The 20,272-nt window shown below is 67.8% G+C and carries 12 protein-coding genes; 8 read left to right on the top strand and 4 right to left on the bottom strand.

The features are described from left to right. Window positions 1-20 precede the first annotated feature (20 nt). Window positions 21-2,105: an acyltransferase family protein gene (locus GJQ66_RS08565; protein WP_196215845.1), complete on the bottom strand. Its 2,085-nt coding sequence runs from the start codon at window positions 2,103-2,105 to the stop codon at window positions 21-23. An 82-nt stretch (window positions 2,106-2,187) separates the two neighbouring features. Here GJQ66_RS08565 and GJQ66_RS08560 point away from each other — a divergent pair, with 82 nt between their 5' ends. Beyond that, window positions 2,188-3,972, top strand: coding sequence for a sodium:proton antiporter (locus GJQ66_RS08560; RefSeq protein ID WP_155048925.1), 1,785 nt, complete (start codon window positions 2,188-2,190; stop codon window positions 3,970-3,972). 174 nt (window positions 3,973-4,146) lie between these two features. Here the strand turns inward: GJQ66_RS08560 and GJQ66_RS08555 are convergent, their stop codons facing one another. The 3 genes from GJQ66_RS08555 to GJQ66_RS08545 all read right to left on the bottom strand — a co-directional run bounded on the left by GJQ66_RS08555 (window position 4,147) and on the right by GJQ66_RS08545 (window position 6,819). Beyond that, window positions 4,147-4,923 carry an SDR family oxidoreductase gene (locus tag GJQ66_RS08555; protein WP_155048924.1) on the bottom strand — a complete coding sequence of 259 codons (777 nt, stop codon included), beginning with the start codon at window positions 4,921-4,923 and terminating at the stop codon, window positions 4,147-4,149. A gap of 103 nt (window positions 4,924-5,026) precedes the next feature. Next, window positions 5,027-6,418, bottom strand: a complete 1,392-nt coding sequence (locus GJQ66_RS08550; protein ID WP_155048923.1) for a dicarboxylate/amino acid:cation symporter — start codon at window positions 6,416-6,418, stop codon at window positions 5,027-5,029. Between the two features lie 128 nt (window positions 6,419-6,546). After that, complete coding sequence (locus tag GJQ66_RS08545; protein WP_155048922.1) at window positions 6,547-6,819, bottom strand: helix-turn-helix domain-containing protein; 273 nt, start codon at window positions 6,817-6,819, stop codon at window positions 6,547-6,549. A 94-nt stretch (window positions 6,820-6,913) separates the two neighbouring features. Here GJQ66_RS08545 and GJQ66_RS08540 point away from each other — a divergent pair, with 94 nt between their 5' ends. From GJQ66_RS08540 to GJQ66_RS08510, 7 genes are all read left to right on the top strand, one after another. Further along, window positions 6,914-7,540: an N-6 DNA methylase gene (locus GJQ66_RS08540; protein ID WP_368732821.1), complete on the top strand. Its 627-nt coding sequence runs from the start codon at window positions 6,914-6,916 to the stop codon at window positions 7,538-7,540. Next, window positions 7,537-9,198: an Eco57I restriction-modification methylase domain-containing protein gene (locus GJQ66_RS08535; protein WP_155048921.1), complete on the top strand. Its 1,662-nt coding sequence runs from the start codon at window positions 7,537-7,539 to the stop codon at window positions 9,196-9,198. The genes GJQ66_RS08540 and GJQ66_RS08535 overlap by 4 nt, the downstream gene beginning before the upstream one ends. Then, window positions 9,191-11,740: a GIY-YIG nuclease family protein gene (locus GJQ66_RS08530; RefSeq protein WP_155048920.1), complete on the top strand. Its 2,550-nt coding sequence runs from the start codon at window positions 9,191-9,193 to the stop codon at window positions 11,738-11,740. The genes GJQ66_RS08535 and GJQ66_RS08530 overlap by 8 nt, the downstream gene beginning before the upstream one ends. A gap of 276 nt (window positions 11,741-12,016) precedes the next feature. Then, the gene (locus tag GJQ66_RS08525) at window positions 12,017-17,221 is read left to right on the top strand and encodes a histone-like nucleoid-structuring protein Lsr2 (protein ID WP_155048919.1); all 5,205 of its coding nucleotides are present in this window, start codon (window positions 12,017-12,019) and stop codon (window positions 17,219-17,221) included. Window positions 17,222-17,429: 208 nt separating this feature from the next. After that, complete coding sequence (locus GJQ66_RS08520; protein WP_368732820.1) at window positions 17,430-18,056, top strand: NYN domain-containing protein; 627 nt, start codon at window positions 17,430-17,432, stop codon at window positions 18,054-18,056. Between the two features lie 105 nt (window positions 18,057-18,161). Further along, window positions 18,162-18,482, top strand: coding sequence for a nucleotide pyrophosphohydrolase (locus tag GJQ66_RS08515; protein WP_155048918.1), 321 nt, complete (start codon window positions 18,162-18,164; stop codon window positions 18,480-18,482). Continuing rightward, entirely contained in the window at window positions 18,469-20,199 is a 1,731-nt protein-coding gene (locus tag GJQ66_RS08510; RefSeq protein ID WP_155048917.1) for a DUF2075 domain-containing protein, read from the top strand. Before GJQ66_RS08515 ends, GJQ66_RS08510 begins: the two co-directional genes overlap by 14 nt. The last annotated feature ends 73 nt before the right edge of the window (window positions 20,200-20,272 follow it).

The raw sequence follows: 20,272 nt of genomic DNA, 5'->3' as shown, positions 1-20,272 counted from the left end.
TCCGCCCCGGCTATTCCCCGCTACGGCAGCGCGTCCTCGAGCTCGCGGCCGAGCGCGGGGGCGATGTGCTCGACCCAGAGGCGGTTCAGGTGCGAGTTGTCCTCGTAGATCGGCACGTCGCCCGCGAACAGCGGGCAGCCCTCCTCGGTGCACACGAGCGGCTCGGTGTCGACATAGATCGCGTTCGCGGCCTCCGCGCGCTCCTGGGTGATCGCGTTGCTGTGCGCCTCCTGGCTCTCGCCCGAGACGACGCAGTTCTCCTGGTCGGCGCCAGGCGCGTCGACGCAGTCCTTCGGCTCCGACTCGTCGCGCGCGGGCACGTCGCCCAGCACGATGACGCGGCCGGCCGACTCCTGGTAGCCCGTGACGGCCTCCGTGACGGCCGTCGCCCACTGCTCGTCGATCGACGCGTCCGGCTGGTCGGTCATGTTCAGCTGCCCGCGGGCGCTGAGGATCGCCGCGTCGGGCGCGAGGTCGGCCACCTCGTCGCGCGTGAAGTCGCGGAACGCGTCGCAGTCGGGCTGGTCGTGCCCGTCGGCGTCCTGCACGACGGGATATGCCCCGCACGCCATCTTCGCGAACAGCACGACGCGGAAGTCGTGGTCCTTGCCGATCATGTCGAGCGCGGGGATCCACATCGCCGCGTGCGAGTCGCCGATGACGGCGATCGTCGTGTCGGACTGCGTATTCCCGTACGCGCATACGTCCGCGTCGCGCTCGCCCTCGCTCGCGTAGCAATCGCCGTCGACGAGGTCCGTCCACTTGGCGTCCTGCAGGGCGTCGGCGTCGATGTCGGGCGGAATGGGCGCCCCCGACTCGGCCACCTCGACGGCCTCGTCGAGCGAGTCCTGCACCTCGTCGACGTCCTCGCCCTGGATCTCCTGGTACCCGTGCTCGTCGAAGTACGCCTCGGCGTCCGCCTGCTGGGCGGCCTGGCGGGCGGATCCGTACGCGGCAGATCCCGCGACGCACGCGAGCACGACGACGACGCTGATCGGCCACAGCCACAGCGTGCGGCGGTCGCGGGAGAACACGGGGACGCGCTTTTTCTGGAACGGCGTCTCGACGAGGTGGTAGCTCGCCGAGGCCAGGCCGAACGAGACGACGATCGTGAGGGCCGCGCTGACGACGAGCGGCGCGTCGTGGGGGAGCGCGGCGGCGAACGCCAGCGCGACGGGCCAGTGCCAGAGGTAGAGCGAGAAGGAGATGTCGCCGACGTAGCGGACGGGGCGGGCCGAGAGCACGCGCCCGGGCCACGTGTCGGGGCCGGCGGCGAGCAGCAGCGCGGTGCCGGCGACCGGGACGGCGGCGTGCCAGCCCGGGAACGGCGTCTGCTCGGAGAACGTGGCCGTCGCGACCGCGAGGAGGAGCACGCCCGCCCAGGCCGCGCCGTGACGCCAGCGGGAGCGGAGGGGCGCGGATCCGAGGCACGCCAGGAGGGCGCCCGCCGCGAGCTCGTAGGCGCGGGCGGCGGTGTTGAAGTACGCGGGCTCGGGGGTGGCGGCCGTGACCCACAGGGCGTAGGCGAACGAGGCGGCGAGCACGAACGTCGCGATCCCCGTGAAGGCGCGGGCGCCGAGGCGCGGCACGAAGAGCAGCACGAGCACGGGCCACACGAGATAGAACTGCTCCTCGACCGCGAGCGACCAGTAGTGCTGGAAGAGGCTCGGATCCGTCACCGAGAAGTAGTCGGCGCCGGACGCCGCGAAGTGCCAGTTGGCGAGGAACACGCTCGTCCAGGCCGCGTCGACGGCCGTGTCGTCGAGGCGGGCGACGGGGAGCGCGATCGCGGCGTAGATGAGCACGACGACCGTGACCACCGTGGCGGCGGGGAGGATCCGGCGCGCGCGGCGCACATAGAACTCGGCGATGCTCACGGTGCCCGTGCGCTCCACCTCGCGCAGGAGGAGTTGGGTGATGAGGAAGCCCGAGATGACGAAGAAGACGTCGACGCCCACGAACCCGCCCTCGAGGCCGGGGAGGTGCACGTGCGAGAGAACGACGAGCACGACCGCGAGCGCGCGCAGACCCTGGATGTCGGGGCGCCACGACGCGTGCGAGGCGCGCGGATCCGCGGACGGGCGAGCGGCGGTGGTCTGGCTCATCGTCTCCACCATAGTTATCGTTTTGTGATGTTGCTGGGAGCGCCTGCGCCGGGTCGCGGCGGGCGCGGCCTAGCCTTTTCCCATGATGGCTGAGCTCTTCGTCGTCCTCGTGTGCGCGAGCGCGGTCGCATCGTTCGCGAAGTGGCGAGGCTGGCCCGCGCCGCTGCTCGTGACGGGCGTCGCGCTCGCCGCGTCGCTGTTGCCGATCGTGCCCGACCTCACGCTCGACGGCGATGTCCTGCTCGCCCTTGTCCTGCCGCCCCTGCTGTACTCGGCGTCGCTCGACGCGTCCTTCCTCAGCTTCCGGCAGGCGGCGCCCCATGTGCGGCGCCTCGGGGTGGGGCTCGTCGCCGTGACCGCGGCGGCGGTTGGCCTCGTCGCGTGGCTCATGATGCCCGAGCTCGGGATCGCGGGCGCGCTCCTCCTCGGCGCGATCGTCGGCCCGCCCGACGCTGTCTCCGCCGCCGCGATCGGGCGAAAGCTGGGCCTGCCGCGCCGGGTCATGACGGTCATCAGCGGCGAGAGCCTCATCAACGACGCCACCTCCCTGACGCTCGTGCGCGTGTTCGCGGCGATCGTCGCGGGGGCGACGGTCACGCTGTGGGACGGGCTCGGCGGCTTCGCCCTCGCGGTCGTCGTCGGCGTCGCGGTGGGGCTCGTCGCGGGCACGGGACTGCACGCCCTGCGCATGCACGTGGACGACCCGGTCGTCACCGGCAGCGTGGGCCTGCTGCTTCCCTTCGGCGTGTACGCGATCGCCGAGCACCTCGGTGGATCCGGCGTGCTCGCGGTCGTCGCGATGGGCCTCTTCGTCGGCTACCAGGCGCCGCGCGCCCCCTACGCGACGCGCATGCAGGACGGCCCCGTCTGGGCCTCGATGGACTTCCTTCTCGAGGCCTTCGTCTTCGCCTACATCGGCCTCCAGCTGCCCACCGTCATCGCGGAGGTGGGATCCTCGCACGGATCCACCACCGTGCTCCTCGCGCTCGCCGTGCTGGGGACCGTGCTCGTCGTGCGCCCCCTCTTCGTCTTCGGCGCGTACGCGTGGGGGCAGTGGCTGCAGGGCGCGCGCCTCGTGCGCTGGAAGCACGCCGTCGAGGCGTTCCAGAGGGATCCGCGCAGCCGCGGGGCGAAGCCCGTGCGCGCCGCGCGGGCGAAGGCCCAACGCCGCGGCGGCGCCAGCGCGTCGGCGCTCGTGCAGAATCGGATCCTCGAACCCCGCCTCAGCTGGCAGGATCGGGCGGTCATCTCGTGGGCCGGGATGCGCGGCGTCGTGACCCTCGCGATGGCGCTCGCGCTCCCGGAGCTCACGGACGGCGGCATGCCGTCCGGCCAGGTCGAGGTGCTCGTGACGGTGGCCTTCGCGGTCACGGTCGGGACCCTGCTCCTCCAGGGTCTGACGCTGCCCGCGCTGATCCGCGGCCTCGGCGTCTCGAGCGAGGACGAACGCGCATCCGACGAGCGCGCCATCACGCGCGTGCGCCGGCTGAGCAACGCGGCCGGCATCGAGTATCTCCGCCGCCGGCAGCAGTCATGGCTCGACGCGCACGGATCCGACGGCGACGCCATATTCAAGAAGTACTCGCGCATGCTGCTGCGGCTGGAGAAGGAGAGCGATCGCGCCGAGCGCCAGCGCGATCTCGTGGAGGACGAGGCGGCCCTCGCCCGCCGCGGCGCGATCGGCCGCGAGCTCACCGCGCTGTCGAAGGGGTGGCTCGAGGTACGCCGCCGCGTGCTCCTGGAGGAGTGCCGCGCGGGCCGCCTCAGCGAGGAGGTCATGCGCGAGCTCCTGCGCGCCGTCGACGCCGAGGAACTCGCCCTCGACGCCCGCGGATCCGCCCGAGGTGACGACGCCCGCGCGGGGTAGGCCGGCGCGGAGGGGGCGCGGTGGCCTCGCCGCGCTCGCGTCGCGCATATGCACCTTCCCGCGAGCTTGAGCGTGCATTTGCGCGACCCGGCTGCGCGGTCCCGCGCTCGGATCGCCCGTATGCACCTTCCCCGCGGGCATGAGCTGCATTTGCGCGACCTGGCCGCGCGCCCCTCAGCGCAGCGCGCGGCCGCTCGCGGCGAGGGCCAGTCGGCGGGGGACACGCTGGGCGATCGCGGCGGTGAGCGCGTTCAGGCGGCCGGAGACGACGCTCGCGGGGCGCGAGCGCGCGTCGAGGGCGCGGAGGGTGTGTGCGACGACCTGGCGGGAAGACTGGAAGCGGCCGAAGGCCATCGCTTCTGTGCCCACCTCGTCGAAGAACTCGGTGCGGGTGGCGCCGGGGCTGATGGCGAGGATCCGCGCCCCGGATCCGCGGGCCTCGTGCGCGATCGCCTCCGTGAAGCTCAGCACGTACGCCTTCGTCGCGCCGTAGGCGGCCATGCTCGGGCAGGGCTGGTAGGCCGCGGTGCTCGCGACGTTCACGAGGATCCCGCCCGCGGCGAGGATGTCCGGCAGGTAGGCGCGGGTCAGCGCCGTGAGGGTGGCGACGTTGAGGTGGATCATGGCGTCGAGGCGGGTCGGATCCTCGTCGGCGAGGGCGCCCTTCAGGCCGAACCCGGCGTTGTTCACGAGGCCCGTGACGTGGATCCCGCGGGATGCCGTCTCGGCGTGGAGGCGCCGTGCCGCACCGTCTGAGGCGAGGTCGGCGGCGATCGTCTCCACGAGGACGCCGTGGTCGGCGGCGAGGCGATCGGCGAGCTCCCGCAGGCGCTCCTCGCGCCGGGCGACGAGCACGAGGTCGTGCCCGCGCGCGGCGAGCTGCGCGGCGAACTCCGCGCCGAGGCCCGCGCTGGCGCCGGTGATGAGGGTGGTCGGCGAGGAAGAAGGCATGCGGCCAGGGTAGGCGGGGTAGGGGTCGTCGGGGGGCGCAACCGCACCCCCGCACGCCAAGGGGGCCGGACCCCAAGGCTCCGGCCCCCTCCACGCGAAACCCTTACCGGGTCGCGCCGGCGGTCTCCACGGACTCCTCGGCGTCGTCGTCCTCCTCCGAGAACGGCAGGCCGTTCCGGGGCGCGTTGTAGAGGTCCATGTCGAGGATCCCCTCGCGCTTGGCGACGATCGCCGGGATGAGGGCCTGGCCGCTGACGTTGACGGCGGTGCGGCCCATGTCGAGGATCGGGTCGATCGCGAGGAGCAGGCCGACGCCCTCGAGCGGCAGGCCGACGGTCGACAGCGTCAGCGTGAGCATGACGGTCGCGCCGGTCGTGCCGGCGGTGGCGGCGGATCCGACGACCGAGACGAGCACGATGAGCGCGTACTGGATGAAGGTCATCTCGATGCCGAAGAACTGCGCGACGAAGATCGCGGCGATGGCCGGGTAGATGGCGGCGCAGCCGTCCATCTTGGTGGTGGATCCGAACGGCACGGCGAACGAGGCGTACTCGCGCGGGACGCCGAAGCTGCGCTCCGCGACGCGCTGCGTCAGGGGCAGCGTGCCGAGGGAGGAGCGGCTGACGAATCCGAACTGCGTCACGGGCCACACGCCCGTGAAGAACTGCTTGATGGAGAGCCCGTTGGCCTTCGCGAGCAGCGGGTAAACGACGAAGAGGACGAGCGCGAGGCCGATGTAGATCGCGACCGTGAACCACACGAGCGACGTGAGGCGCTCCCAGCCGTACTGCACGACGGCGTTGCCGATGAGGCCGAGCGTGCCGATCGGGGCGACGCGGATGATCCACCACACGACGCGCTGGATGACCTTCAGCAGCGACTCGGTGAACGCGAGGAACGGCTCGGCCTTGCGGCCCGCGCGCAGCGCCGCGAGGCCCACCACGACCGAGACGACGATGATCTGCAGGATGTTGAAGGTGACGGATCCGCTGAACGCGCCTGTCTCGTCGACGGATCCGCTCACGCCGAGGCCGAGGAAGTTCTGCGGCACGAGCCCGAGGAGGAAGTTCCACCAGGAGCCGACGGAGGAGGGGGCGCCCTCCTCGAGGCCCGTGCCCGCGCGGTCGCCCGGGCGGATGATGAGGCCGAGCGCGATGCCGATCATGACGGCGATGAACGCGGAGATCGCGAACCACAGCAGCGTCTGGCCGGCCAGGCGCGCGGCGTTCTGCACGCGGCGCAGGTTCGAGATGCTCGCGACGATCGCCGTGAACACGAGCGGCACGACGGCCGCGCGCAGGATCGTGACGTACGAGGATCCGATCGTGCCGAGGGTGTCGGACAGCGGCGTCGGGTTCTCCGCGCTCGCGCCGGTCTGGCGGGCGACGAGCCCGAGGGCGATGCCGAGGACGAGCGCGGCGATGATCTGGAAGCCGAACGAGGCGTAGAAGGGTCGCTTCTTCGTCGCCGTCTCCCGCGGGGTGGTGGTGCTCATGGTTCTCCCGGTCGGTGATGGTGCGTGCGCCGGCGCGACCTGCGCGCGGGCACGACGGGGCCCAACGGGCGGATCCCCGGGGCTATTCCGGCGCGTTACGGGATGTTGCGGGCGGGCGGATCCGAGGGTCAGGCGGAGAAGCCCACGGACGGCCGCGGGGCGTCGAACATCTCGGCGGTGACGCCGTCGAGGATCTCGCCGGGCTCGACGCCGAGCGCCTCCGCGATGCGCACGAGGGAGTGGACGTTCATCATCGCCCGCCCGGATTCGTAGCTGCGGATGTTTGACGAGTCGATCCGGCTGGCCACCGCCAGCTGGTCCTGCGTCATCACATTCCGCTTACGGAATTCCGCGATCTTGGCGCCGACGTGCGCGGCGGCAGATGACGGAACCCGGGGCATAGAAACAGCGTGCGTGTACGCGGTCGTATGCGCCAGGGTGTATAAACCCGCGCACTAGTACACTGTCGACCGTGTACAGGATGAGGGGATCCCGGTGAGCGCGGAGAAGCTGGTCAAGTCGCGGCAGCGTGTGGCCGATCACGGGGAGGTGTTCACCCCGAGGTGGCTCGTCGAGGACATGCTCAATCTCGTCCAGTCGGAGACGGAGCGCATCGACTCCCGGTTCCTTGAGCCGGCGTGCGGGTCGGGGAACTTCCTCGTCCCGATCCTGGAGCGCAAGCTCGTCGCCGTCGAGCGGCGGCACGGCGCGAGCGTGTTTGAGCGGCGCCATTATGCGCTTTACGCCCTGATGTGCGTCTATGGCATTGAACTCCTCGAAGACAACGCACGCGAGTGTCGCGAAAACTTGTCGGGTACTTTCGCCCGGTTTCTGAAATCCGATGCGCCCGACGAATGGATTCGTGCGGCCGATGCCGTCCTGGCTGCGAACATCGTGCAGGGTGACGCGCTGAAGATGACGACGGCGACCGGCGCGCCGATCGTCTTCCCCGAGTGGGGGTATCTCGGGCGCGGCCGCTTCCAGCGCCGCGACTTCGCGTACGACAACCTCACGCAGCGGTCGTCTTTCCAGGGAACTCTCTTCCAGGGCTTCGACGAGCACGACATCTTCACACCCGAGCGGACCTACCCCGCGATGACGGTTGCGGAGATTGCCGCATGAGCGCGCAGGCCCTGGAGCCGGCCGTCCTCTCCGGTTTTCGCACGCACAACCCCGACGTCCTCACCTGTATCGCGAACCTGTCGAACGACGAGGTGTTCACGCCGCCCGAGCTCGCCAACCGCATGCTCGACACCCTCGAGGAGTCCTGGGCTGCGGCGCACGACGGAGCGAGCATCTGGGCCGACTCGACCGTGACCTTCTTGGATCCGTTCACGAAATCAGGCGTCTTCCTCCGGGAGATCACCCGCCGGCTGTCGGAGGGGCTGGCCGACGAGATCCCGGTCCTCGAAGACCGCGTCGACCACATTCTTACGAAGCAGGTCTACGGAATCGGGATCACCGAGATCACGGCGCTCCTCGCCCGTCGCAGCCTGTACTGCTCGAAGGACGCGTCGGGCGAGCACTCGATCGCGGGGTCGTTCGAGCGCCACTGGGGCAACGTCTGGTTCGAACGGACCGAGCACACCTGGACGGGCGGCAAGAAGAAGCAGGACCTCCTCGACGCGGAAGGCAACGCCGTGATCGTCGGCCGCCGTTGCCGCTACTGCGGCGCCCAGGAGGACGCCTACGGCCGCGGCGACGAGCTCGAAACGCACGCCTACGCGTTCATCCACACCGACGACATCAAGGCTCGAATCGCGGAGCTGTTTGGGGAAGAAATGCAGTTCGACGTGATTATCGGGAACCCGCCTTACCAGCTCGATGACGGAGGGGCTGGGAAGAGTGCCGCACCGATCTACCACTTCTTCATACGTGCGGCTAAAGCTCTTGACCCACGATTTGTCACGATGATCACCCCATCGCGCTGGATGGCTGGAGGTAAGGGGCTAGACGAGTTTCGTGCAGAGATGCTTCATGATGATCGAATTCGAACGCTAGTTGACTTCATGGATTCCGATGAGGCATTTCCGGGGGTAGATATAGCCGGTGGGGTTTCATACTTTCTTTGGGATCGCGACTCGCATGGATCGTGTTCGGTTACAACTGACATCCGCGGCAAGCGTGTCGGACCTATCGAAAGATCGCTCGACGAGTTCGATGTATTTGTTCGACACGCGGCGGCCGTTTCAATTCTCAAGCGAGTTTGGCCCGACGGTCCAGAAGTATCTAAATCTTTGGGATCCAAAATGTCTGGGCGCAAAGCCTTCGGCTTTGCCACAACGGCTCGTGGAGAGACTTCGACGGAAGGCATCCCTGACCCCATTCAATTGATTAGCAGTGCTGGCGAAGGTTTTGTCGCTCGCTCAGCGGTGTCAATGAATAGTGCGTGGATTGATAAATGGAAAGCGAGCGTAAGTCGCGCTGCTCCAGCCGGGGGGCGCCCAGACAAGGATGGCAAGTACTACGGCTTAAGCACGATTCGCGTGATTCCACCAGGGACAATTACGACGGAAGCATATCCGATCGTAAACGTGTTCGACGATGAGGTGGAAGCGATCAGGATGTGCGAGTATCTCCGCACGCGATTCGTGAGATTCCTTCTTACGCTTCGAGCTGCTAACCAGAGTATTACGCGGGCAGGTTTCAATTTCGTTCCAAATCTGCCCATGGACCAATCGTGGACAGACGATTCGCTAGCCGAGCGTTACGGGCTGACTACCGAAGAGCGACATTATATGGAGAGCATGGTCCGCCCGATGGAGATCCCGGATGCCTAACGCCGCGGACAACCTCCTCCCCGAGAAGCCATACGCCCGCCCTCGTCTCTACGCCTACGCAATTCACGACGCGGCCCACGAGGGCCTTCTCAAGGTCGGCGAGACGATTCAGGAAGTGAAAGCGCGCGTCGGGCAGCAGCTGAAGACGGCGGCGATCAAGAACTTCACGATCGTGCTGGACGAGTCCGCCGACCGCGAGGACGGCTCGCGGATCACCGACCACGAGGTGCGCGCGCGCCTCAAGCAGAAGGGCTTCGTCAACACCGAGCTCGAGTGGATGCGCTGCTCCGTCGAGGATGTGCAGGCCGCGATCACCGAGCTTCGGCAGGGGAAACCGGCGGCCGGGTCGCATTACGCCACCTTCTCTATGCGTCAGGAACAGCAGGACGCGGTCGACGAGGCATACGCGTACTTTCAGTCCATCTGGGCGCAGGACGCGGACGCGGTGCCCGAGTTTCTCTGGAACGCGAAGATGCGATTCGGGAAGACGTTCGCGACCTACCAGCTGGCGAAGAAGCTCCAGGCGAAGCGGGTGCTCGTCATCACGTTCAAACCGGCCGTCGAGGACGCGTGGCGATCGGACCTGCAGTCGCATGTCGACTTCGAGGGGTGGCAGTACGTCTCACGGGCGACGGGAGGGGATCCGGGACAGGTCGACCCCGAGCAACCTCTCGTCTTCTTCGGGTCCTTCCAGGACCTCATGGGTCGCGATGCGGCGGGCAACTTCAAGGCGAAGCACCAGTGGCTCACGGACGTCGCGTGGGACCTCGTCGTCTTTGACGAGTATCACTTCGGCGCGTGGCGGGACGCGGCGAAGGAGCTCTTCGAGGGCGAGGACGAGCAGACCGCGAAGGCGGAAGCGAAGACGGACAAAGACCAGGACGCATTCGCGGAGCACGCCGAGGAACTGGGTGATGATCCTGACGCCTTCGTACCGATTCGCGCGAACGCCTACCTGTACCTCTCGGGCACCCCCTTCAAGGTCCTGAAGGAGGGGCGCTTCATCGAGGAGCAAATCTTCAACTGGACCTACAGCGACGAGCAGCGTGCGAAGGCGGCTTTTGCGGACGCCCATCCCGGCGAGAAGAATCCGTATGCGGCGCTTCCCGAGATGCGACTGCTGACCTACAAGATGCCCGAGGAGCTCCTCGCGATCGCGACGCAGGGCGAGTTCGATGAGTTCGACCTCAACACGTTCTTCGAGGCGACGGGCGACGGGGCGGATGCCGAGTTCGTGCATAAGGATGAGGTGCAGAAGTGGCTCGACATCATTCGCGGGGCGCATCTTCCGACGCAGGTCGACGCGATGAAGGCGGGCACGAAGCCGCCGCTGCCGTACTCCGACACGCGCCTGCTCCCGTACCTCCAGCACTCGATCTGGATGCTGCCCCGCAAGTCCTCGTGTTCCGCGATGGAGAACCTCCTCGCAGAGAAGCACAACGTGTTCTGGCACGACTATGCGGTCGTGAACGTCTCCGGGCCGGGCACCGGGGTCGGGCTCGACGCGTTGCCGCCGGTGCGGGACGCGATCGGTAGTGGGCACGAGACCAAGACGATCACGCTCACGGTCGGCAAGCTGACCACCGGTGTCACCGTTCCGCAGTGGTCGTCGATCCTCATGCTGCGCAACCTCTCCGCGCCGGAGACGTACTTCCAGGCCGCCTTCCGGGTCCAGTCGCCGTGGGTAATCCGCAACCCGAACGGCGACGATCCGAACGAGGAGGCGATTCTCAAACCCGTCAGTTTCGTCTTCGATTTCGCCCCGACGCGTGCCCTTCGGCAGATCTCCGAATACGGTCAGGGGCTCGCGCCGAAGACGCCGAACCCCGAGCACGCGGTGGCCGAGCTCGTTAGCTTCCTCCCCGTGCTCGCGTATGACGGATCCGACATGACCCCGGTCGACGCGGCGCAGATTCTGGACATCGCGATGTCCGGCACCTCGGCGACCCTGTTGGCGCGGCGCTGGGAGTCGGCGACCCTCGTCAACGTCGACAACCTCACGCTCAAGAAGATCATGGACGACCCGGCAGCGATGGCCGCCATCATGAACATCGAGGGGTTCCGCGCGCTCGGCGACAGCGTGTTCGAGACCGTCGTCAACAAGAGCGAGGCGGTGCAGAAGGCGAAGAAGGAAAAGGGCGACGACCTCGACAAGCCGGAGAAGAAGCAGCTCTCCGAGGAGGAGAAGGAGTACAAGTCCAAGCGCAAGCAGATCCAGGAAAAGCTGGTGAAATTCGCGACGCGGATCCCGGCGTTCATGTATCTCACCGACTACCGCGAACACACGCTGACCGACGTAATCCGCAAGCTCGAGCCCGAGCTGTTCCGGACCGTCACGGGCCTGACGATCGAGGACTTTGACCTGCTCGTCGGCCTCGGGGTGTTCAACGCGACGCACATGAATCAGGCCATCTTCGCGTTCCGTCGGTACGAGGACGCCTCGTTGCAGTACACCGGGATCCACTCGCACGAGGATCTGCGGCACTACGGCGGCTTCAACACCGTGATCGCGGCGCAGGAGGTCGTTCCGGCGGTGTCGTAGGCCCGCGCTAGGCTGGCGCACACTTCAGGTTTGAGGCGGTGTGATCGCCGTACCAAATCTATGTAGACCGTCAGGGTCGACTGATTGGCGCGGGAAAGGAAGCAAGCAGTGCTCGAGGCAAATAAACGCGATACGGGGAAATCCGTCCTCGAGCAGAGCTATGACCTTCTCGAATACTTGTCCGCAGTCTCGCGGGAGATCGGGCCGAAGCCCGTCCGCGATGTTCGTCGCCGGACGTCTCTGATCCTCCCCTCGGCCGTACCTCAGCACCCGTCGGTGAAGATTGGCCCGGGCGAAGACCGCCCCGAGTGGCTCTCGATCGCGCGCATCCCTGCGCCGGACCCGGCGGAGGTGCCGTCTGAGCTGTCCGGCCTCATTAAGCCAACGGAAGCGCTCAAGAACATCGCCTACACGCCGCAGCTTGACGGCGATGCGGTCGAACGACGCGTCGAGGAGCAGATTGAGGCCGCGCTCGCGCAATCGCCTGATGCTGATGCTGATGCTGATGCTGATGCTGATGCTGATGCTGATGCTGATGCTGATGCTGATGCTGATGCTGAAGTCGAAGTCGAAGTCGAAGTCGAAGTCGAAGCGGATGTCGATGCCGATCCCGATGGCGACGCGGCTCCGGATTCCAACGTCGATGAGGAAGGCAGCGATTCGAGTGAGGCTCTCCGAGAGAGACTGACCGGCGAGCTTCGGGCGGCATTCGACGCGTGGCTGACGACGACGTGGGTGCCGTGGTCCGAACGCAGCCGGCCCGTCTTCGCGGCCCGTGACCTCTACTCCGCGCTTTACGCCCTCCACCTGACGGCCGAGGCCGAGGCGGCAACACACGAGGTCGTGTGGGGCCACGTTGTCCTCTCGATGCGCGATGGCACGACTTCCATCGTGACGCCGATGCTCACGGCGCGCGTCATCGTCCAGGTCGATCCGAAGGACGCCACGATCCGGGTCGTTCCGGAGCAGGCCGTGGAGCTCGAGCTCGATGGCGTCGAGGGCGCCAATGTCCCCGGCCTCGACGGTCTGGTCGCGCTCCAGGCATTGTTGCGGGAGTCTCCGCCCGACCCGTGGAACAGCGACGAGCGCCTGGCCGTACGCGAGCGGATCAGCGCCCCGCTCGGCATCGACGCCACCCTGGTCGATTCGTACGACCCTGTCGATCCGACGAAGGCCCCGCAGATCAATGACGGGTGGGCCCTGTTCGTCAGGAAGCGCCCGATGCGCCAGGAACGCTTCTACGACGAGCTCGCTCACAAGATCCGAGACGAGCAGTTCTTGCCGGAAGGGCTCGCATCGGTCGTCGCCGATCGCGACCGCGTCGACGACGCGCTGCGCGCGCTCGGCCAGCCCGTGACCGCGAACGACGGCACGGCCGATCGTCTCCTCATGCCGCTCCCCGCCAACGCGGAGCAGGTGCGTATCGCCGGCCAGCTCGCCACCTCCCGGGGCGTCACCGTGCAGGGGCCTCCCGGCACGGGCAAATCCCACACGATCGTGAACCTCGTCTCCCACCTCGTCGCGCAGGGGAAGCGGGTCCTCGTCACAGCCGAGAAGGAGCAGGCGCTGTCCGTGCTGCGGGAGAAGATTCCGCCCCGGCTGCGAGACCTCTCGATCGCCGTGCTCGGCTCGACGCCGACGGCCATGGAAGACCTGCGCAGCGCCGCGCAGTCGATGCAGGACTCACTGTCCGCGATCGATGTCTCGCGCGAGAGCAAGCGCATCACCGAACTGGGCGCCAAAGTGGATGCGCTGCGCGAGTCCATCGCACGCACCGACGCGGCGCTCGTGCTCGCGCTGCAGAGCGAGCAGCGCGAATACCCGCTGCCGTCCGGCCCCGCCCGCGCGGCGGAGGTTTCCCAGTGGCTCGCGGGGCATGCCGCGCTCGACGTGATCGACGACCGCGTGCAACCCGACGCGGAACTGCCGATCTCGTCCGACGAGCTCGCGGAGATGGCCGAGATCCTGAGGTCTGTCTCGGCGGACGACGCGGAGGCGTCGGTGCTTACGCTCCCGGACGCGGAATGGTTGCCCACCGCCGCGGACCTGGAACACCGATTCGCGCGCCTGGAAGAACTGCGATCGAAGGTGACGTCGCTCGAGGACCGTGGCCTGCGCGTCGAGGCGCTCGATGACGTCACGCTGGAATCGATCCGCGAGCACGCCACGTGGTTTCGCGAGATGGCGGCGCTCCTGCGGAGCTTGTCGGGCGACTGGGAAGACCGGTTCGCGGCGGCGATCCGTAGCGGAGACCCTGCCGTCGGGTGGGTACGGCAGCACAACCCCCAGACCCGGCAGAAGCTCTCCGAGGCCCTTCATCTCGCGGGCCAGCTCGCCGGCCACGTGGTGGTGGTTCCGGAGGGAAACCCTGCGGAACAGCTGCCCTGGCTGGAGACCTGGGGCGCGCGGATCAGCGCGGGCAAGAAGCTCGGCATGTTCGCGGGCAAGGAGCTGAAGGAATTCAGTTCGCAGGTCACGGTCGATGGATTCCCGGTCACTACCCCCGCGCAGATCGACTTCGTGCGCATTCAGGTTCACTTGCGTGTGGCGACGCGCGAGGTGCACGTCCTCATGACCCAGGCGTATGCCCCGTCCCAGATCCCGGTGCCGCCGCTCGACGGGTCGTTCCTCTTCGCGGCGGATCAGCTCGCCGCGCGCGTTGACGCGGTTGCGCACTGGTGGGCCGAGACCTACCCGACCCTCGCGACGCGTATCCAGACATTCGTGACGGCGCACGATGCCGCCAGGCACCCCGAGACGCTCGAGAGCGCCGCGGAGCTCCTTGACGGCGCGGCGGCGCGGCTCGAGGAACGCGAGCTGAGCGGCGAGCTCGTTGTCCTGAAGGACCGCATCGCCCGCAGCGGGCGCGGCAAGAAGGCATCGCCCCTGTGGCCGCGGCTGCGCTCGGCCTTGGACCTCGCGCGCGCGGACACGTGGGCGGAGGTGGAGGAGGAGTCGCGACGTCTCCAGGCCGTGCGGGCTCGCGTGCTCCGCTCGGAGGAGATCCGAGAACGACTCGCCAAGGGCGGGGCGCCGGTGTGGGCGCGAGCGATCGTTGAGTCGCGCGGTGACGAGGCGGTGCTGGGAGACCCCGCGAGCCTCCCGCTCGCGTGGGCGTGCGCCCAGGCGCGTGCCTGGATCCTGTCGCTCCACGCCGAGACCGACGTCGAGTCGCTCATGGAGCGGTCGCACAACGACGGGGCGGAGCTGCGTCGCGCGATCGTCGATCTCGCGAGCCGATCAGCGCGGGTCCAACTCAAGAAGAACTTCAAAGATCGCCAGCGTCGTGCCCTCGAGACCTGGTTGACGGCCGTCAAGCGGGTTGGCAAGGGCACGGGCAAGAACGCGCCGCGGTTCCAGGCAGCCGCGCGCGAGGCGCTGCCCGCGGCGATGGGCGCCGTTCCGATCTGGATCATGCCGATCTACCGCGTCATGGAGAACTTCGATCCGCGCGTCTCCGACCTGTTCGACGTCGTGGTCGTCGACGAGTCCTCGCAATGCGACCTGCTTTCCCTCGGGGTACTCGCGCTCGGAAAGAAAACTGTGGTCGTCGGCGACGACAAGCAGACCACCCCTGAGCGGGTCGGGATCCCGACGGACAAGATCGCCGCACTCCAGGACCAGCACTTGAAGGGCATACCGGAGGCGCGGCTCCTCACGCTCGACGACTCGCTCTACTCGATATCCGGCCGCGCATTCCCCTCGACGATCGCGCTGAAGGAGCATTTCCGATGCGTGCCGGAGATCATCGGGTTCTCCAATCGGTACTACAACAACGCGATTCTCCCGCTGCGGGAGGTCGGCGTCCCGCAGATCGGCGAGCCGCTCCGAGCTGTGCGCGTCGAGGAGGCCGTCTCGGTGGTCCAAGGCTCGAGCCGCGTCAACGTCGACGAGGCGAAGGCGATCGCCGCGCAGGTGGCGGAATGCACGCGCGATCCCTCGTACGACGGCCTGACCTTCGGCGTCGTCACCATGATGAGCGGCCCGCAGGCCCAGATTATCCAGGACCTCGTCCGCGAAGAGATCGGCGACGAGGAGTTCGAAAACCGCCGGCTGCGCGTCGGGAACCCTCCGCTCTTCCAGGGCGACGAGCGAAACGTCATGTTCGTCTCGATGGTCGCGCACGACGCCTCCTTCGCCGCGACGAGCCCCCGCTACTCACAGTGGGCCAACGTCGCCGCCTCGCGCGCCCAGGACCAACTCTGGGTCTTCCACAGCATGGATCCGGCCACCCTCAACCATGAGGACCAGCGCCGCGCGATGATCGAATACGCGCAGAGCTACGGGCGCCGAGAGCAGGCGAAGAGCGTCTACGAGCTGACGGAATCCAAGTTCGAGCGCGATGTCCTCAAGCAGATGCTCGAGCGCGGGTACGACGTGGAGGCGCAGCACCGTGTGGGCAGCTACCGTATCGACTTCGTCGTGCGCGTCGCGGCCGGGGAGCGGCTCGCCGTCGAATGCGACGGCGACTCGTTCCACGGCCCCGACAAGTGGGACGAGGACGTGCGGCGCCAGCGCGTCCTCGAGCGCCTGGGGTGGACGTTCTGGCGGATCCGCGCGTCCAAGTACTATCTCGACCCCGAAGAGGCCATGAAGCCGCTCTGGGCGCGGCTCGAGGAGATGAAGGCCCGAGCGGCGGAGTCTGAAGACCTCGCGCGGGTCCGGAAGGAGAGGGCCGACGCGGAGCGCCTTCAGGCGCTCCAGGACGCGGCGCGCGCCGAGGCGGTTGCGCCGGTCGCCACGGCTGTGGCGCATTCCGAGTCTCCTGAGGCTGACGAGACGGCACCGGTTGATGGTCCGGGGGCGCTGGGTGCTCAGACACGGGACACCCTGGTCGCGCCTGACGAGCTTCGCCGTACTTCGCCCGGCACAGCCGTGCGGAAGACGCCGGGCCGCTCGTTGGCAACCGGGGCTGAAGAGGCTGAGCCGCGAACCGCGGCGAAGCCGACGAGTGTAGCGGGGATGCGCGAGTGGGCTCGCGCCAACGGCTTCTCGATCGGAGACCGCGGCCGCATCTCCAAGGAGATCCAGGAGGCGTATGTGGCCGCGCATGCCCGTGGCGGCGAGTCTGCTGCGGTACCGACCGTGTCTGAGCCGCCGTCGCCTGAGACAGCGAGCCGCCCGCGATCCGCCCCGGAGAGGCCACGGGCTGAGAGTACTGCGCGAGACTATGTCGAGGCCGACGATCGTCGCGGTCAGTGGACCGCCGCCGCGGCCGTGGCGTGGGCCGACGGCATCTCGTACCAGCTCGACACGCAGGGCCACATCTATCCGCTCGATAGCAGTCGCTCGCTCGTCAGCACCATCGGCTCCACTCAGGCCGGCATAGTCCGCGACATCATGCGGGAGGTGCGCCCGGGCGGGGGACGCTTCAAGGTCGACCGGTCGGGAGTCATGGCGACGCTGGTCGACAACGAGCCTGTCTACGTATGCACCGTGGAGCAGCACGAGTGGTTCCCCGGGCACTGGGGCGAGGAGTGATGGCGACTGTCGCTGGTGACGGCGCTCAGCGAAACGGTGCGGGGACCTCGCGCGTTTAGACACAAAGACGCCCTCCACGAGGGAGGGCGTCGGGCCACGGTTGGGATGAACAACCGGGCGGGGTGTAACCACACTATACACACGATCGCTGGTAGGAAGATGACCACCTCGCGCAACGATTTGGAGTTATCTGGTGTCAGCCTCACCCGTGCCTGAACCGCCGCACGAGCGGCTCATCGTCTACATCGACGGCTTCAATTTCTATCACGGCATGCACGACAAGTTCGGGCGCTCGACGCTCTGGATTGACTTCGTTGCCCTCGCGCAGAGCCTGCGTCCGCGTAGCCATATCGTCGCGGTGAAGTACTTCACCGCGCCCGTGTTGGGCGATGGGGGCGCGGCCAGTCGTCAGGCCTACCATCAGGCAGCCGTCGCCGCGCGTCACCCGCACGTCTTCAGCGTCACGCAGGGCCGATATCAAGCGAAGACCGTGACGTGCTTCACCTGTCGCGCAACGCGTACGGTCCACGAGGAGAAGGAGACCGACGTCAACATCGCCGTTGCGCTTGTCGGCGACGCCGCGATGAACGCGATGGACTCGGCACTGATCATCAGCGCCGACAGTGATCTTGCGCCCGCGGTCAGGGCGGCCAAACAGTTCCGCCCGCACATGTTCATCGGCGCAGCCTTCCCACCCAAGCGGTTCTCGAGCGAGCTCAAGCAGCTGATGCCCGCGTCGTCGCCGATCGGTCGCGACAAGATCCGCCAGGCTCTTCTGCCCGAGACCTTCACCGTCGGCGCGACCACGTACACCCGACCTCCCAAATGGCGCTGACGCGAGCAGTGGCCGATGCAGAAGCAGTGGGTGACGATTGAGGTGCGGGTCCCCGCGCAAGAGGTCGTTCCGGCCGTGTCGTAGGCCCGCGCTAGGCTGGCGCGCATGTCGGTCGAGGAAGTGCAGAGCGAGCTCCGCGCGTTCGTTGCCGAGCGGGACTGGGCGCAGTTTCACGCCCCCGAGAACCTCGCGAAGTCCGTCGCGATCGAAGCGGGCGAGCTTCTCGAAGAGTTCCAGTGGGGCGAGCCAGCCGACCTCGATGGCGTGCGCAGTGAGCTCGCGGATGTCCTGACGTACTGCCTGCTCCTCGCGGACCGGATCGGTGCGGATCCGCTAGAACTGATCCGCGCGAAGCTCGCGACAACGCGCGCCAAGTACCCCGTCGACAAGGCCCGCGGCCGGAGCGCGAAGTATGACGAGCTTTAGTCTCGAACGGCGCCCGTTCACGGATCAGGATGTTCGGGCGCTTGCCGCCGCGGGGGAGCAGTTCACGAACTGGCCGGTCGTCTACGTCCTGAACGACACGTCCTCCGTCTACGTCGGCGAGACGATCAACGCCGCCAAGCGGCTGCGGCAGCACCGCGATCCTGCCTCGCGCAACCGCACCATGACGCAGGCACGGATCGTGCTCGGCGACGAGTTCAACAAGTCGGCCTGCCTCGACCTCGAGTCGCACCTCATCCGCTACCTCGGCGGCGACGGATCCCGTCAGGTGCGCAACCGCAACGACGGCGTCACCGACGCCGACTACTTCGATCGCGCCCGGTACCGCGAGACGTTCGACGAGATCTTCGAGGCGCTACGTGCCGAGGGCATCTTCACGCGGTCGCGGGGCGACATCGAGAACAGCGACCTGTTCAAGCTCTCGCCCTTCAAGGCGCTGAGCCCGGATCAGCTCGCGGCGGTCGACGGCATCCTCGAGGCGCTCTTCACCGACCTCGCGGCTGCGACGCCCAGCATGTCGGTGGTCCAGGGCGGGCCGGGCACCGGCAAGACCGTGGTCGCGATCTACCTTCTCAAGCTCCTCCGCGACATCGGCGCGGCCGACGACGCGGACGCGTTCGAGGGTGACTCCGTGTTCGCCGACTACTTTTTGCGCGGGTATCCGGAGCTCGCGCGCGGACTGCGGATCGGGTTCGTCATCCCGCAGCAGTCGCTGCGGAAGTCGGTGCGCCGGGTCTTTGCGCGGACGCCGGGGCTCAGCGCCGACATGGTGCTGACGCCGTTCGAGGTCGGCGAGAGCGACGAGCCGTACGACCTGCTCGTGGTCGACGAGACGCACCGCCTCACGCGCCGGTCGAACCAGTCCTCGGGCGTGCGCAACCGGGACTACCGGCTCATCAACGAGCGCCTGTTCGGCGCCGACGATTATGCGTATACGCAGGTCGACTGGATCCGCGCGCAGAGCACGCACCAGATCTTCCTCATGGACAGCGCGCAGAGCGTGCGGCCGGCGGATATCGACCAGGACACGCAGCGCGACCTGCGCGAGCAGGCGCGCGGATCTGGCCACTGGCACCACCTCATGACGCAGATGCGCGTGAAGGCGGGCGTGGACTACGTCGGGTGGGTGCGCGACGCGCTCGGGGGATCTGTCCGGTCCATCGACCTCGGCGACTACGACTTCCGCTTCTTCGACTCTCCTGTCGCGATGCGGGAGGCGATCGCCCGGCGCGACGCCGAGTCCGGCCTCGCGCGCATGCTCGGCGGGTACGGGTATCCGTGGCGGTCGAAGGGTGACAAGGCGGCGTTCGACATCGAGGTTGGCGGGCTCGCGATGCGCTGGAACTCGCGGGTCGTCGACTGGATCAACTCGCCGGGGTCTGTCGACGAGGTCGGCTCGATCCACACCGTCCAGGGGTACGACCTCAACTACGCCGGCGTCATCATCGGCCCCGAGCTCACCTGGGATCCGGTTACGGAAACGGTGCGTGCCGACCGTTCGCGCTACTTCGACGCGAAAGGCAAGGAAGCGAACCGGATGCTCGGCGTCGCCCCCAGCGACGATGACCTGCGCGACTTCATCGTCAACATCTACGTCGTGCTGATGACGCGCGGCATGCGGGGCACGTACGTCTACGTACACGACCCCGCGCTGCGGGAGCGCCTGCGCGCCGCGTTCGGGGGCGCCGTCCGCGTCTAGGGTGTGTCTGACAATTGCCGGGTCCAGGCGATGACGGCGTTGAGGATGACGGCGGCGCGGTAAACGACGGCGA

It is taken from the genome of Microbacterium sp. ZXX196 (assembly GCF_009709595.1).
GTDB classification, from domain to species: domain Bacteria; phylum Actinomycetota; class Actinomycetes; order Actinomycetales; family Microbacteriaceae; genus Microbacterium; species Microbacterium excoecariae.
The sequence above is the reverse complement of the archived record's forward strand: the minus strand, read 5'-3'. Positions and strand labels throughout refer to the sequence as shown.